This window comes from Limnobacter sp., assembly GCF_036846585.1.
Taxonomy (GTDB): Bacteria; Pseudomonadota; Gammaproteobacteria; order Burkholderiales; family Burkholderiaceae_B; genus Limnobacter.
Genome location: NZ_DAIUBR010000014.1, coordinates 1 through 14,798 on the forward strand (window position 1 = coordinate 1; position 14,798 = coordinate 14,798).

At 53.9% G+C, this 14,798-nt stretch carries 14 protein-coding genes; 9 read left to right on the forward strand and 5 right to left on the reverse strand.

Features of this window, described 5'->3' with window-relative positions; all coding sequences use genetic code 11:
- The 5 genes from V7028_RS08095 to moaA all read right to left on the reverse strand — a co-directional run.
- Nucleotides 1–1,348 (reverse strand): ABC transporter transmembrane domain-containing protein (locus V7028_RS08095; RefSeq protein ID WP_334119577.1); only part of this gene is annotated, 1,348 nt, incomplete at its 3' end.
- Between the two features lie 114 nt (nt 1,349–1,462).
- On the reverse strand, nt 1,463–2,707 hold the full coding sequence (moeA, locus tag V7028_RS08100) for a molybdopterin molybdotransferase MoeA (protein ID WP_334119578.1): 1,245 nt from the start codon (nt 2,705–2,707) through the stop codon (nt 1,463–1,465).
- 14 nt (nt 2,708–2,721) lie between these two features.
- Nucleotides 2,722–3,315 (reverse strand): molybdenum cofactor guanylyltransferase MobA, encoded by a 594-nt coding sequence (gene mobA, locus V7028_RS08105; protein WP_334119579.1) that lies wholly within the window; start codon nt 3,313–3,315, stop codon nt 2,722–2,724.
- A complete protein-coding gene (locus tag V7028_RS08110) occupies nt 3,312–4,181 on the reverse strand; it encodes a formate dehydrogenase accessory sulfurtransferase FdhD (protein WP_334119580.1) in 870 nt (289 codons plus the stop codon). Before V7028_RS08110 ends, mobA begins: the two co-directional genes overlap by 4 nt.
- A gap of 10 nt (nt 4,182–4,191) precedes the next feature.
- Nucleotides 4,192–5,310, reverse strand: a complete 1,119-nt coding sequence (gene moaA, locus V7028_RS08115; protein ID WP_334119581.1) for a GTP 3',8-cyclase MoaA — start codon at nt 5,308–5,310, stop codon at nt 4,192–4,194.
- Between the two features lie 141 nt (nt 5,311–5,451).
- Here moaA and V7028_RS08120 point away from each other — a divergent pair, with 141 nt between their 5' ends.
- The 9 genes from V7028_RS08120 (at nt 5,452) to V7028_RS08160 (ending at nt 14,650) form a co-directional block, all read left to right on the forward strand.
- The gene (locus V7028_RS08120) at nt 5,452–5,898 is read left to right on the forward strand and encodes a DUF3305 domain-containing protein (protein WP_334119582.1); all 447 of its coding nucleotides are present in this window, start codon (nt 5,452–5,454) and stop codon (nt 5,896–5,898) included.
- Between the two features lie 4 nt (nt 5,899–5,902).
- The gene (locus V7028_RS08125; protein WP_334119583.1) at nt 5,903–6,565 is read left to right on the forward strand and encodes a DUF3306 domain-containing protein; all 663 of its coding nucleotides are present in this window, start codon (nt 5,903–5,905) and stop codon (nt 6,563–6,565) included.
- Nucleotides 6,566–6,741: 176 nt separating this feature from the next.
- Nucleotides 6,742–8,856 carry a 4Fe-4S binding protein gene (locus V7028_RS08130; protein ID WP_334119584.1) on the forward strand — a complete coding sequence of 705 codons (2,115 nt, stop codon included), beginning with the start codon at nt 6,742–6,744 and terminating at the stop codon, nt 8,854–8,856.
- Complete coding sequence (locus V7028_RS08135) at nt 8,853–9,479, forward strand: TorD/DmsD family molecular chaperone (RefSeq protein WP_334119585.1); 627 nt, start codon at nt 8,853–8,855, stop codon at nt 9,477–9,479. The genes V7028_RS08130 and V7028_RS08135 overlap by 4 nt, the downstream gene beginning before the upstream one ends.
- Nucleotides 9,480–9,493: 14 nt before the next feature.
- Complete coding sequence (locus V7028_RS08140) at nt 9,494–9,712, forward strand: twin-arginine translocation signal domain-containing protein (RefSeq protein ID WP_334119586.1); 219 nt, start codon at nt 9,494–9,496, stop codon at nt 9,710–9,712.
- Nucleotides 9,713–9,727: 15 nt separating this feature from the next.
- Nucleotides 9,728–12,667 carry a molybdopterin-dependent oxidoreductase gene (locus tag V7028_RS08145; protein ID WP_334119587.1) on the forward strand — a complete coding sequence of 980 codons (2,940 nt, stop codon included), beginning with the start codon at nt 9,728–9,730 and terminating at the stop codon, nt 12,665–12,667.
- Between the two features lie 25 nt (nt 12,668–12,692).
- Nucleotides 12,693–13,295 carry a formate dehydrogenase FDH3 subunit beta gene (gene fdh3B / locus V7028_RS08150; protein ID WP_130556483.1) on the forward strand — a complete coding sequence of 201 codons (603 nt, stop codon included), beginning with the start codon at nt 12,693–12,695 and terminating at the stop codon, nt 13,293–13,295.
- 2 nt (nt 13,296–13,297) lie between these two features.
- Nucleotides 13,298–13,561 carry a hypothetical protein gene (locus V7028_RS08155; RefSeq protein WP_334119588.1) on the forward strand — a complete coding sequence of 88 codons (264 nt, stop codon included), beginning with the start codon at nt 13,298–13,300 and terminating at the stop codon, nt 13,559–13,561.
- 12 nt (nt 13,562–13,573) lie between these two features.
- Complete coding sequence (locus tag V7028_RS08160) at nt 13,574–14,650, forward strand: formate dehydrogenase subunit gamma (protein WP_334119589.1); 1,077 nt, start codon at nt 13,574–13,576, stop codon at nt 14,648–14,650.
- The last annotated feature ends 148 nt before the right edge of the window (nt 14,651–14,798 follow it).

A 14,798-nucleotide genomic window follows, 5' to 3' on the forward strand; every position in this document is an offset into this window, starting at 1 on the left:
TGCTGTTGGGGAGGGTTTGCCCCAGGAATTGATCCAGTTCTTCAAAGCTGGCTTGGGCGGAATGGGTTTGTACCAAGTGGCTTTGCAGTTTTTGAATGGGTGCAAAGCAGCGCATGGTCAACATGGACACGGCAATCAAGCCACCCACGGTCATCTGTTTTTCCACAATCAAGTACACGCCAAGCGCAATGGTAAGCACCCAACTGCCTTGTTGAAGCAGGTGTATTTTCTGGTTCACCAGAAAAAGCTGGTCCCGAACGGCGTTGCCGCCCATGCGCGCTTTCAGCTGCAAATGATTCAGCAGTTTGCCATGTGCCTGTTGCACGCCGTGTGCCTGAATGTTGTCCAGGCACGCCAGTGAATCAAGCCACTGGCCTTGTGTTTCGCGTGCTTGCTTCATGTGCACTTGCCCCAGGCGCGACAATTTATGGTGCGAACTAACTACGAACAGTAAAGTGAGGGCAATAACGCCACCCGCCACCAACAAAAACAGGGGGTGGATCAGGGTGATCACCACCAGAAACAGGGTGAGAAAGGGCAGGTCGATCAAGGCGAGTAAAAACACTCCGGTAATCAATTCACGAAGCTGTTCAAACGAGCGCAAATGCTGAAGCAATACTGTGGGCTCGGTTTTGTGAATGGGTACATTCAGCAGCGACTGTGACAAGTGCCCCGCGCAGCGTGTGTCGATCGATGTGGCTGCAATTTCCATGAGCCTGTGTCGCGCATGCTTCAGCGCATGTTCAAACCCCAGGCAAATGGCCACGCCCAACAGCAGTGCCACCATGGAGGAATAGGCCTGGTTTGGAATAATGCGGTCGTACACCTGCAGTGAAAACAGGGGGCCGGCCAGTGCCAGAATGTTGATCAACAGGGAGGCATAAATAACTGGTTTGAAACTGCCGTTTTCGAAGTTCAAGGCTTCACGAAGCCAGAGGCTTTCGCGCAGTTTTCGCCAAAAACCCAGCAGGCTTTCCGGTGGTTTCTCCTGGCTTGGTGCAGGCGGTGTTTTCACGGCATCGATTTGCAAGGCCCACTGCAAGGGCGGGTTTTCTTCAGTGGCGCGGCGCAAATCTTTCAGCACCCCGGATTGGCCTGTGTGTGTCATGGCCAGGGTATGGGCTGTAAGGTGCTTGGTTTCCCCTGGCAAAATTTGCTCAAAAACCTGGTGGGAAATGTTGCTGGCGGTTAGATAGGCGCGCAGCAAGGCCAGTTCATCGGCTTTTGTTGGGTCAAGCAGTGTTTCCTGCATTCGCCACTGGCTGGGCAGAAATTCGATGCCGAGCTGCCCCAACAGCTCGCACAGGGCGTGTTGCAGCGGTTTGATGGGGCGTGGGTCTTGCAGCATGACAGGGGGCCTGAATTCAAGAGCACCCATGGTAGCCTTTGAATTCAACCCTGAAAATCACTCACTTGGTTCACTACACTGGATGGGGGGTGTCACCCGGTAGTGTGGCTTTGTTTAGATCAACCCTTCGAACGGCAAGGCTTGAACGGTGTCGCCCGCTTCCAGGTCGCCCTGTGCGTGTTCCAGCACCAGCAGACCATCAGATTCAGACATGCTGCGCAAAATGCCAGATCCCTGCGCGCCAGTCAGGTGCGCGGTCAGTACACCATTTTCCATCACCAGGCGGGCACGTTGGTATTCGGTTCGGCCGGGGCGCTTGCGTACGCTTTGCGCCAGTTTTGCTGACACCATGGGCACGGGCAATGCTTTTGCGTTGGTCAGTTTGAACAGTGCGTCCCGCACGAAAGCGTAGAAGGTGACCATGACTGCCACCGGGTTGCCGGGCAGGCCAAACAGGAAAGCTGAGTTGCCGTTGGCTTTGTTGTGCACCTGGCCAAACGCCATGGGGCGGCCGGGGCGCATGGCAATTTTCCAGAAGTTCACGCTGCCCAGTTTTTCCATGACGTCTTTGGTGTAATCGGCTTCGCCCACTGACACCCCGCCCGATGTCAGAATGACGTCGGCCTGTTCAATGGCTTGCAGCATGGCTTGTTCAAGGGCTTCGGGGGAGTCTTGTACCACGCCCATGTCCAGAAGTTCGATAAATCGAAGCCGGGTCAGCATGCCAAACAGGGTGTATCGGTTGCTATCGTATACACAGCCTTCGTCGAGGGTTTGGCCGAGCGATCGCAATTCGTCGCCTGTGGAGAAAAACGCCACACGCAGTTTTCGGCGCACGGCAATTTCTGCCACGCCCAGTGATGCAAGCAAACCCAGATCTGCGGGGCGCAATACCTTGCCGGCGGGCAGGGCGGTTTTTCCAGCGGTCAGGTCTTCGCCTGCCTGGCGGCGGTTGTCACCCGCCTTCACTGCACCGGGCGGAAAGCTGATGGTGACGCCGTTCACGGTGGCGTTTTCCTGAACCAGCACGGTGTCGCAGTGGGCAGGCATCACCGCACCCGTCATGATGCGCACGCATTCGCCCGCGCCGCATTGCCCCGTGAATACCTTGCCAGCATAGGCTGTGCCCACCAGTTTCAGCGCGGTGATCGCGCCACTTTGCAGGCAGGTGCTATTAAAGGCGTAACCGTCCATTGCGGAATTGTCCTGCGCGGGTACGTTGATTGGTGACAGTACATCGAAGGCCAGTACTTGATCCAGTGCGTCACGAATAGCGACTGTGCGCGTGCCTGAAATGGCTACAAGCTGCGCAAGTATGCTTTGTCGGGCCTGGTCTACGGTTTGAAAGTCAGTTTGCATGCAGGGTTCGTCACTCAGGATTTCTTTTCAAGTTCTTTCAGTTCTTGCAATGTGTTGACATTGTGAAAGGCCGCTTCGTCACCAAACTCCACGGCCTGGTGTGGAATGTCGGCATACCAAGCGTCAATTTTCCGGCCACCTTTGCGCAGAAATTCTTCCATGCTGGGCAGCAATTCGGTGCGCATCATGCAGAACACGGGGTGATGGCGACCGTTCGTGGCAGCCACCGTCAGCATCAAGCCAACATTTTTTTCAAAGGGCTCGCCCAGTTTTTTCACCAGGTCGGTCGGGAACATGGGTACGTCGCAAGGCACGGTGACCAGAAAGGGCACGGTGGCGTAGCTTAGCGCCGTTTGCATGCCTGCCAGCGGCCCGGCGAAATCGGCTTGATGGTCGCAAATGACCGGAATGCCAAAGCCTTCGTACACGCCGATGTTCCGGTTGGCATTGATGGTCATGCTGCCCACCTGGCCATTCAGGCGCATCATGGCGTGCAGTGCCAGCGGCGCCTGTTTGAAGTTTTGAAGGCCTTTGTCGATACCGCCCATACGGCGGCCCATGCCACCAGCCAGAATGACGCCGGTGATGTCGTCCAGTGAAATGCTCATGCGTATTGTGTGTCGTTTAAAGTGTTGAATCGGTGTGTGCCGGTGTACAGCAAATAATGTTTGCCCTGGCAACGGCCCAGCATGGTGATGTTCAGTTTCTGGGCAATTTCATGGCCCATCTGCGTAAGCCCTGAACGGGACACCAGCACGGGAATTCCCATTTGGGCGCATTTAATGACCATCTCGGAAGTCAGCCTTCCCGTGGTGTAAAAAATTTTGTCCTCACCTGTCATGTCGTGCAGCCACATTTGCCCTGCAATGGTGTCCACTGCGTTGTGGCGCCCAACGTCTTCAACAAACAGCAGAATTTCACCGCGGTTTTCGCCACTGTTGGAACACAATGCGCAGCCATGCACGGCCCCGGCCTGCTTGTAGACGGATTCATGTTTTCGAACCTGATCCATCACGCCATACAACACTTCTTGCGACAGGTTGTAGGCGTTGCTCAATTGCACCTTGTCCAGGTCTTCCATCAAGTCGCCGAATACGGTGCCTTGGCCACAGCCCGAGGTGGTGGTTCGTTTCTCAAGCATTTGGGCTTTTTCTGTGGTTTCCCAAATGGTTTGGCCCGTGTTTTTCAGCACGGTCGATGTCACCGCAACGCTTTCTGTTTCCCAGTCAACATGAATTGCAGCAATTTCTGAAGAACGTTCTACAAGTCTTTGATTCCTAAGCCATCCAAGCGCCAATGCCTCAGGTTGAGAACCCAATGTCATGATGGTCAAAAGTTCTTTTTTGTCAAAATAAAGCGTCAGCGGGTGTTCGCCCGAAATTTGAACGGGTACCTGTTCGCCGCGCTCATTGATCGCTGTAATTTCTACCGTGCTGGGTATGCTGGCGTGGGTGGTTTGAATGTGTGCTGCCATTGAAAAGCCCTTAGCCTCCGATGTACGACATTTCAATTCTGTCTTTGGGTTGCGCCGTGTGTTCAGTGCGAATTTCACTGTAACGGTCGGCGCGAATGGCCCACAGGTTGCGAATTGCATTGCCCAACTGGGTGTCAACTGAGGACGCTTCATCGCCTGATCGGATCAGGGGTTTGAGATCGTGTCCCTTGCTGGCGAACAGGCAGGTGTACAGCTTGCCTTCTGTTGACAGGCGAATGCGTGTGCAGTCTTTGCAGAAGGCTTGTGTTACAGAAGAAATAACGCCGATTTCGCCACAGCCGTCGCTGTACTTCCAGCGCTCGGCCACTTCGCCGGTGTAATTGGCATCCTGCATTTGCAGTTGCGAAAGGCCTTGGGAAATCATGTTGATGATGCGCGCAGAGGGCACCACTTCATCCATTTTCCAGCCATTGCTGCTGCCCACGTCCATGTACTCGATAAAGCGCAGAATGTGCGGTGTGCCTTTGAAATGCCTTGCCATGGGCAGCACCTGGTCGTCGTTCATGCCGCCTTTGACCACCATGTTCACCTTGATGGGGCCAAGGCCGGCCTCAAAGGCGGCTTCAATCCCGTCAAGCACTTCATCGACCGAGAAGTCCACATCGTTCATGGCTTTGAACACGGCATCGTCGATCGCATCCAGGCTCACGGTGACACGGCTCAGGCCCGCTTGCTTCAATGTTTTGGCTTTTTTGCGAAGCAGGGTGCCGTTGGTGGTCAAGGTGATTTCAACAGGCTTACCGGCTGGCGTGCGCAGGCGCGCAAGCTGCTCAATCAAAATCTCGATGTTTTTGCGAAGCAGGGGCTCGCCACCGGTCAGGCGTATTTTTTCAACGCCCAAAGCCACAAACTGGCGGGCAACCTGTTCAATTTCCTCGAAGCTGAGCAAATCCTTGTGCGGCAAAAACTGGTAGTCTTTGTCGAAAATCGACTTGGGCATGCAGTATACGCAGCGGAAATTGCAGCGGTCCGTGACAGAAATACGCAAGTCATGAAGCCTGCGACTGAAATGATCTTTGGCGGGTACTTCACTGCTTTGCGGTGCGCTGAAATTCAATGGAATGACGCGCGAGTTGTCTTGGACCAGTTGAATAACACGGTCTGTCATCGTTCAATCCCTCGCCCCCATGGGGCAAACTCCTATTGTGATACTTGTCGTGTATCTTCTAATCTAATCAACTGAATTGTGCCCTTACTGACGGGGCCCGGCAACTCGCAGAGGTGTTTTTTGAGTGCAAATTTTTTAGTATTGGGTGAAGTCTCCTTCAAGGTGAAGACAGGCAAGGTGGCCCAAAGTTCGCCCTGGCAGCCTTTTCGCTGGCAGGTGCTTGAACTGGCCCCGGCAGACGCCCATATGCCCCAGGGCAATGATGAATGTGTGCAAACCGTGAAGGCAGAGGTGTATCAAGACCAACTGCAAGGCTATTTCCTGAACCTTGACACCGATGTGCCGTACGTGTTTTTTTGTGTGCGTTATCCCGAAGAAAACAAAAACCTGATGCCTTCGGTGTTTGATGCAACCCTGAGTTATGACGAAGCAGCTCGCTGGATGGACGCCAATGAAGAAGTGCAAACCCTGCCATTGCCTGCGGCGGTGGCCAGCTGGCTGGCCGAACTGGTGCAGGCGCGGTACCAGCCAGAGCCCAAGCAGCGGCGGCGCCCGCAATCGTTTGTAAAACCTGATAAGCGCGGATGATGCGATGAGTGAGAATTTTTTAAGTCGGTGGTCAAAGCGCAAGCTGGAAGTGCGGGAAAATGAACGCCTGGCCGAGAATTTGCCGCTGCAGGAAGATGCACTTGCCAAGACCGAACCCGTGGGAAGCCAGGGGCTTGTCGAGGTGGACAACGCGCCGCCAGGACCCGTTGAGGTGGCCCCCCCGGTGCCCACTGAAGACGATTTGCGTGCTGTGGAGCAGGGTGGCGACATCAAGGCGTTTCTGATTGACAAGGTGTCGAAGGACTTGAAAAACAAAGCCTTCAAGGCCCTGTTTTCCCGGCCGGAATTCAATGTGATGGATGGCCTGGACATTTACATTGACGACTACAACAAGTTCACACCATTGAGCAAAGAAGACATCGACAAGATGACTTTCTCTAAGCAATTGCTGAGCAGGCCTGATCTGGAACTACCGAAAATCGATGACATGTCTGGCGAGAACAAGTCGCTGTTGGCGAAAGTGATCGAGCCGGAAGAAACGCTGGAGCCCGAGCCTGAGCAAGCTGAATTGCAAATGGAACCGGAAGTGGCTTCTGAAAAAAACCACGAAAACATTAGGGTTATCCCTGATGAATCTCAAGCCATTGATTCTGAACAAGTCTCTACAGAACGTTCGTTCGAAAAATCCCCTAAAAAACCAAAATGAACTGGTACATTTTGTCGTATCCAATGCCCAATTGGATACAGACAAAATGCACCACCACCCGCGTCTGCGCGCAGGGTTGTCACTCTAGTGTAATGATTCTAAATAGGAAAATTTACAGGGTTAGCTTGGCACAAGTTTTGCAATTAATTGCCAAATAACCAAATTAGAAGTGATAGATGACCAACTCGGATGTTTTTGTGTGTGGTTGCCAGGGTAGCGGCGAGACAGTCGACAAAGCGTTGCAAAACGTGAACGTTGAAGGTATTCGTTTTGTGTCTGCACAGCGCGCCTGTCGTGATGGAATTTCGACGGTGCTGAGTTCAAAGAACAAATCCAGCGGTGCACGCTGTTTTGTAGGTTGCACGCAAGAGCAGGCGGTCTTTGAGTCAATCGCCGAAGAGTCTTCCATCCAAACCATCGAGTTCGTGAATCTGCGTGGCTTGCTGCGCGGGCAACCGGCAGAGCAATCATCAAAGCAGGCCGCAGCTGCGGTGGCTGCGCTGGCTGCTTATGAAACTGATTTTCAGGTTGAACCCGTACCGGCTGTTCTGTTCAATTCCAAAGGTCGTGTGGCCATTGTCGCAAACAGTGGCAAGCAGTTGCATCACGCCCAGACCCTGGCCAACAACTTGACGGTTGATCTGTTGCTGGCAGACGCCTCTGACATAGTGCTGCCAGCCAAACGCGATCTGAATGTGCTGGCGCTGACCGTACAGGCAGCTACCGGCTACCTGGGGGCATTTCAGCTAAGCACACGCAAAACCAATCCCGTGGACATGGAAATGTGCACGCGTTGCGGAGCCTGTGTAGATGCTTGCCCTACTCAGTCCATTTCAAAAGATTCCCTCACCATCGACCTGAACAGTTGCGATCAAAGCGGAGCCTGTATCAAGGCCTGTGGTGAATTCAAGGCGATTTCATTTGCTGATTTGAATACCATCAGCGAGCGTGAATATGACATGGTGATCGACTGCACCATGCCCGGTTTGTTTGCAGATCGCCAAGCACCTTTGGGTTATTGGCATGTGGGTGACAGCGAACAGTTGTTGCTTGAAGCCATGCTGGATGCCGTTCAAACTGTGGGTGAATTCGAGAAGCCCAAGTTTTTCGAGTACAAGCCCAGCATTTGCGCGCACAGCCGTTCCAGCAAGGAAGGTTGCAACAATTGCATCGATGCGTGCAGCACCAAGGCGATCAAATCCGCTGGCGAGAAAATTGAAGTCAATCCGCACCTGTGCCTGGGTTGCGGCGCATGCACCACTGTGTGCCCAACCGGTGCCATTCAGTTTGCGTTAAGCCCGGCCACAGTTCAGGGCAGGGCCATTAAAACCGCTGTGAAAGCATTCCGTGCCAATGGTGGTGCCAAGCTTGAATTGGTGCTGCATGGTCCCGACATGGAACACAACTGGCTGGAAGCGGCCAAAAAATCGAGCAAAACGTTGTCCGGCAAAGCGTCTGTCTCTGATTTCAGTCTGTTGCCCATTGAATTGAACCACAGCGCAAGCGTTGGCCCAGACCTGTGGCTGTCTGCCCTGGCGTTTGGCGCCGACCGAATTACCGTGGTGCAATCTGCCGTTGAATCAAGTCATTACGCCGAACCCCTGGCCGCGCAGGCTGGCTGGGTGAACGCCTTGCTGGAAGCCTTGGGTTTGCAGCGCCGTGTTCGCGTGCTGCACACTGGGCAAATTGAGCAATTGTTTGCGCACAGCGACTTGAGCGCGTCGGGTGTCGAGCCCGCCAGCTTCGAGTTGTCTTCCAACAAGCGTACTCGCATGGAATTTGCAGTTGATCATTTGGCTGAACATGCTCAAAAGCACGCCAAACAAAGCTTTGCTGAACCCATTGCTTTGCCGGTCGCCGCGCCTTTTGGTGCTGTGTTGGTGAACAAGGAAAAATGCACCCTGTGCATGAGTTGCACCAGTGCTTGCCCAGCCTCAGCATTGATCGATAACCCCGAAATGCCCCAACTGCGCTTTATTGAACGCAACTGTGTGCAGTGTGGTTTGTGCGTTGAAACCTGCCCTGAAAACGCCATGGAACTGGTTCCCCAGTTGTTGTTGGGCCCAGCTGCACGTGAAAAACGAGTGTTGAATGAATCGCAGCCATTTCACTGCATCAGCTGTGGCAAGGCATTTGGCACCAAGCACATGATTGAAAACATGTTTGCAAAACTGAGTGCGCACAGCATGTTTGAGCGCAACGCAAACCGTTTGAAAATGTGTGCCGATTGCCGCGTAACCGACATGTACAGTGCCAAAGACGAAATGACCATATTCGAGGTGAAAAAATGAACACCCAGGCTCAACAGGAAGACAACCTGATCGCTGGTGAAGACTGGGCCCGTGCTGATTTTTACGGCCTTTTGTCCCAAATGTTTTCCGGCAACGTGACCGATGAATTTCTGGCTCGTTTCCGCGAAATCGACCGTGAATCGCTGGACATTACAACCCCGTTGGGCTTCGAGTTTTCCGAGCTGATTCGTGTGGTGGGGCAATTCGACAGCAAGAAAATTAATCAGGAATTTGTCGACAACTTCATCGGCGTAGGTCGCCCTGAAGTGATGCTGTATGGATCGTATTACATTGCGGGTTTTTTGAATGAAAAGCCCTTGATCGCCCTGCGTGACGATCTTGCAAAGTTTGGGCTGACCCGCGATGAAGCGTTGACTGAAACCGAAGACCACATCGCATTTTTGTGCGAAGTGATGCGCTACCTGATTCTGGCCGACGACCCCCCCGTGTCGTTTGCCGAGCAGCGTGCTTTTTTCCAGGCCCACATGGCCAGTTGGTATGGCCGCATGGCTGACGACATAGAGGCCGCCAGCAACACTGATTTTTATAAAACTGTGGGTCGTTTGGCCCGCGTGTTCTTTGATGTTGAAACACAGTCTTTCGATTTTGAAAGTGCCGTTTGATTGGAGGTGATGAGATGACCAAGAAAATGATAAATCAAGACAAACCCAAGCTTGCACGACGCCAGTTTCTGGTGGGTGCGGGTGTGGGCGTCGCTGCCGCCGGTGCTGCACTGGTAGTTAGCAAACAACCTGAAGTGGCTGAACAGGCTGCTGCCGCAGGCACTGAGAAAAAATCGAAGGGTTACCAGCTCTCTGAGCATGTGAAAACCTATTACAGAACCTTGCTGGTGTAACTCAAGGAGACCAGGATGTTAAAGAGAAGAGACGACAAGACAGTGGCCAAAGTGATCCCAAATCACAACCACAGCCTGCTCAATAAAATTGGGTCACGCTTGGGTGCCACCATGGACCGCCGCGCTTTCCTGAAGCGCTCCGGTATCGGTGTGGGTGCGGGTGCCGTTGCAGGCAGCCTGCCTTTTGGCATGGTCAAGCGCGCTGAGGCGGCTGCCGATGGCAGCACGGCCGGCGGCACAATTGAAATCAAGCGCACAATTTGTACGCACTGCTCTGTGGGTTGCGCCACGGATGCGGTTGTACAGAACGGCGTGTGGATTCGCCAGAACCCCGTGTTCGACAGCCCCATCAACCTGGGTGCGCACTGCGCCAAGGGTGCAGCGCTGCGCGAGCACGGCCACGGCGAATACCGCTTGAAGTATCCAATGAAGCTGGTGGACGGCAAGTACCAGAAAATTTCCTGGGATGAAGCCCTGGACGGCATTACCAAGAAAATGCTGGCACTGCGTGAAGAAAACGGCCCAGATTCCGTGTTCATCATCGGTTCATCCAAGCACAACAATGAACAGTCCTACTTACTGCGCAAGTGGGTGTCAATGTGGGGCAGTAACAACTGTGACCACCAGGCGCGTATTTGCCACTCCACCACAGTGGCTGGTGTTGCGAATACCTGGGGTTATGGTGCAATGACCAACTCCTACAACGACATGCAGAACACCAAGTGTGCCTTGTACATCGGCTCCAACGCCGCTGAAGCACACCCAGTGTCTTTGTTGCACATGCTTCACGCCAAGGAAACCGGCGCGAAGATGATCGTGGTCGACCCACGCTTCACGCGCACTGCAGCACGTGCAGACGAATACGTTCGTATCCGCTCAGGTTCGGACATTCCTTTCCTGTTTGGTTTGCTGCACCACATTTTCAAGAACGGCTGGGAAGACAAAAAGTACATCAATGACCGCGTGTACGGCATGGACCAGATCAAGGCTGAAGTACTGGCCAACTGGACACCCGACAAGGTAGAAGAAGCCTGCGGCGTGGACGAAGCCCAAATGTACAAAGTGGCGGAAATGTTTGCCAAGAACCGCCCAAGCACGATTGTATGGTGTATGGGTCAAACCCAGCACACCATTGGTAATGCCATGGTTCGTGCTTCTTGTATTTTGCAACTGGCCCTGGGCAACATTGGTGTCTCTGGCGGCGGTGCAAACATTTTCCGCGGCCACGACAACGTACAGGGCGCAACCGATGTGGGTCCAAACCCCGATTCGTTGCCCGGTTACTACGGTGTTGCGGAAGGTTCCTGGAAACACTGGTGCCGCGTATGGGGTGTGGATTACGAATACATCAAGAGCCGCTACGCAGAGGGCATGACCACCAAGGCTGGCATGACCGTGTCGCGTTGGGTAGATGGTGTGCTTGAAAACCCCGAGTTGATTGATCAGAAATCCGGCAACCTGCGCGGTCTGTTCTTCTGGGGCCATGCGCCAAACTCGCAAACCCGTGGTCTGGACATGAAAAAAGCCATGGACAAGCTCGACTTGCTCGTGGTGGTTGATCCTTATCCTTCAGCCACAGCCTCCATGGCTGCCATGCCAGGCGATCCTGCTGGTTTGAATGCCAACCGCGAAGTGTACTTGCTGCCCGCAGCCACTCAGTTTGAGTGCTCTGGTTCATGCACCGCGTCGAACCGTTCACTTCAGTGGCGTGAAAAGGTGATCGAGCCCATGTTCGACAGCCGCACCGACCACATGATCATGGCTCAGTTGGCCGAAAAGCTTGGTTTTGCCGAAGAGTTCACCAAGTCATTCACCATGGTGAAAGGCAAGGGCGGCATGATGGAACCGGAAATGGAATCCGTCCTGAAGGAAATCAACAAAGGCACCTGGACAATTGGTTACACCGGCCAAAGCCCAGAGCGTTTGAAGCTGCACATGAAAAACATGCACACCTTCAACGTTCGCACGCTGAAAGCCGAAGGCGGTCCTTGTGATGGCGATTACTTCGGTTTGCCATGGCCTTGTTACGGCACGGCCGACATCAAGCACCCCGGTTCGCCCAACTTGTACCAGACCGACAAACACGTGATGGACGGTGGTGGTAACTTCCGTGCCAACTTTGGTGTGGAGAAAGACGGTGTCAGCCTGCTGGCCAGCGACGGTTCTTATTCCAAAGATGCGGAGATCACCACTGGTTACCCAGAGTTCACGGCCGACATGCTCAAGCAATTGGGCTGGTGGGACGACCTGACCGAAGCCGAGAAAACCGAGGCCGAAGGCAAGAACTGGAAAACCGACCTTTCAGGCGGTATCCAGCGCGTGGTCATGAAGCACGGTTGCCACCCATTTGGCAATGCCAAGGCGCGTGCCGTGGTGTGGAACTTCCCGGATCCAGTGCCCAAGCACCGCGAGCCGCTGTACTCCACCAAGCCCGATTTGGTGGCCAAGTACCCAACGCACGATGACAAGGCTGCTTTCTGGCGCCTGCCAACCCTGTACAAGTCGATTCAGGAAAAGAATGCCGACATTGGCAAGTCCTTCCCCTTGATCATGACTTCAGGTCGTTTGGTGGAATACGAAGGTGGTGGTGAAGAAACACGTTCCAACCCATGGCTGGCTGAACTTCAACAAAACATGTTTGTTGAGCTTCACCCCAAGGCAGCGAACGACCGTGGCATCAAGCATGGTGACCAGGTTCGCGTAACAACACCAACCGGTGCGAAGATCCAGGTGCAAGCCTTGGTCACACGCCGCGTGGGTGAAGACACCGTGTTCCTGCCGTTCCACTTCTCCGGGCATTGGGAAGGCAAAGACCTTCTGCAGTACTACCCTGAAGGTGCAGCACCCGTTGTCCGTGGCGAGGCGGTTAACACCGCAACTACCTACGGTTACGACGTGGTCACCATGATGCAGGAAACAAAGACCACCGTTTGCCAAATTGAGAAGTTGGCATAAGCACTAATGCAAAGGAGATAACAAAATGGCACGAATGAAGTTTCTGTGTGATGCCGAGCGTTGCATTGAGTGCAATGGCTGCGTCACCGCATGTAAAAACGAGCACGAGGTGGCATGGGGTATTAACCGCCGCCGCGTTGTAACGATTAACGATGGCGAACCTGGAGAACGTTCAATCTCCGTGGCTTGTATGCATTGTTCAGACGCGCCTTGCCAGGCCGTTTGCCCTGTGAACTGCTTCTACAAAACCGACGAAGGTGTTGTGTTGCATGACAAGGACCTGTGTATCGGTTGCGGTTACTGCTTCTACGCCTGCCCGTTTGGCGCACCACAATTCCCTCAGGAAGGTGCTTTCGGTCAGCGTGGCAAGATGGACAAGTGCACATTCTGTGCAGGTGGTCCTGAAGAAGATACTTCCGAAGCCGAGTTCGAGAAGTATGGTCGCAACCGTTTGGCCGAAGGCAAGTTGCCACTGTGCGCCGAAATGTGTTCAACCAAGGCCTTGTTGGCAGGTGACGGTGACGTGGTTTCCGACATCTTCCGCAATCGCGTGGTTGTTCGCGGCAAAGGCGCTGAAGTGTGGGGCTGGAGTTCTGCTTATGGTCAACCAGCCAAGGAGGGCGCGTAATTATGGCGCTTCGTAGCAAGTTGATCCTTTCCGGGGCCTTTGCAGGCCTTGTTCTGGCCACTGGCTGTTCACCCCTGGAAGATGCCAACGAAGGCAAGGGGTACGCAGGCAAGGCTGACACACCGGCTTATGCAACCGGCGGCGGTGAATTCACCGCCGGTGGTTTCAAAGCGGGTGACAAGGAAAGCTGGGCAGACAACCTGAACGTCCGAGCCAAAGCACAGAACGAATACGTTCGTACTGGCGATTCGGCAAAGGCCAAATAAGGAGAGTCAATCATGACACATTCAACCATTCGGGCTGCTGCACAGCCGGGCATGAGCAAGGCGATGTTGGCCTTGTTCACCGCCTTGGTGTTCGCAGTGTGCTCACTGTGGTCAATGGGGGCCATGGCGCAAGAGGCAACTGAACGCGCGCAAGCACAGGTTCAGAAGCAACAAACGCAGCCCCTGAACAACTCACCGGTTTGGTCAGCCGTGGCGTCGGGTGATTCATTCACCACCGTCACCAAAGGCCGTGAAACCGGCGTGTTGATCAACAAGAGCGGTGAAGCCTGGCGCCAGATGCGCAACGACAACATTTCTTTCTACGGCGGATGGGCCGTGGCAGTGGTGTTTTTGTTGCTCGTGGCGGCGCACCTGGTGAAAGGGCCGGTTAAATTGCCCGAGCCACGCACAGGCAGACTGATCGAACGCTTTACCTCGGCGGAACGTGTGGCCCACTGGACCATGGCATTCAGTTTCGTGGCCTTGGCTTTGACCGGTTTGTTGCTGATGTTTGGCAAACACGTGCTGGCACCCTGGATGGGCCTTACGCTCAATTCCTGGCTTGCATCGATCAGCATTGTGATTCACAACTTTGTGGGCCCAGTGTTCGCGGTCAGCATCATCGTGTTTTTCATCATGTATGTGAAAGACAACCTGCCCGAGAAAAATGACATCGAGTGGCTAAAGAAGGGTGGCGGTTTGTTGGGCCATGCGCCAGCAGGGCGCTTCAACATGGGCGAGAAAATCTGGTTCTGGGGCGGCGTCACGGTATTGGGCATTGTGGTATCAGCCACAGGTCTTATTCTTGACTTTCCCAACTTCGACCAGCCTCGCCTGTTGATGCAGCAAACGCATGTTATTCATGCCAGTGCAGCCTTGTTGTTCATCATCATGTCGTTGGGTCACATCTATATCGGTTCCATTGGTATGGAAGGTGCGCTTGAGGCCATGCGCGATGGCTATGTGGATGAAACATGGGCCAAAGCCCACCACGATGCCTGGTACGACGACATCAAGGCCGGCAAAGTGTCTGCAGTACGTTCCAAGGAAGGTGCTACAGCCATGGGTTCACAAGTGATGGCTCGGTAAACAGTTCAATAAAAAGTTTATTGGCAACAGCCGTGAAGTCAAAACCCGCTCAGCAATGAGCGGGTTTTTTATGCCTTCCAGTTGCCAGCCATCAAAAGAAAAACGCCCGGTGAACATTGCTCACCGGGCGTTTTTCTGTTCAGGCGAT

Coding starts and splice junctions, on each gene's coding strand:
- V7028_RS08155 (WP_334119588.1), top strand. CDS start 13,298: ATGGCGCTTCGTAGCAAGTTGATCCTTTCCGGGGCCTTTGCAGGCCTT.
- V7028_RS08135 (WP_334119585.1), top strand. CDS start 8,853: ATGAACACCCAGGCTCAACAGGAAGACAACCTGATCGCTGGTGAAGAC.
- mobA (WP_334119579.1), bottom strand. CDS start 3,315: ATGAGCATTTCACTGGACGACATCACCGGCGTCATTCTGGCTGGTGGC.
- V7028_RS08160 (WP_334119589.1), top strand. CDS start 13,574: ATGACACATTCAACCATTCGGGCTGCTGCACAGCCGGGCATGAGCAAG.
- moaA (WP_334119581.1), bottom strand. CDS start 5,310: ATGACAGACCGTGTTATTCAACTGGTCCAAGACAACTCGCGCGTCATT.
- V7028_RS08145 (WP_334119587.1), top strand. CDS start 9,728: ATGTTAAAGAGAAGAGACGACAAGACAGTGGCCAAAGTGATCCCAAAT.
- V7028_RS08130 (WP_334119584.1), top strand. CDS start 6,742: ATGACCAACTCGGATGTTTTTGTGTGTGGTTGCCAGGGTAGCGGCGAG.
- fdh3B (WP_130556483.1), top strand. CDS start 12,693: ATGGCACGAATGAAGTTTCTGTGTGATGCCGAGCGTTGCATTGAGTGC.
- V7028_RS08110 (WP_334119580.1), bottom strand. CDS start 4,181: ATGGCAGCACACATTCAAACCACCCACGCCAGCATACCCAGCACGGTA.
- V7028_RS08140 (WP_334119586.1), top strand. CDS start 9,494: ATGACCAAGAAAATGATAAATCAAGACAAACCCAAGCTTGCACGACGC.
- moeA (WP_334119578.1), bottom strand. CDS start 2,707: ATGCAAACTGACTTTCAAACCGTAGACCAGGCCCGACAAAGCATACTT.
- V7028_RS08125 (WP_334119583.1), top strand. CDS start 5,903: ATGAGTGAGAATTTTTTAAGTCGGTGGTCAAAGCGCAAGCTGGAAGTG.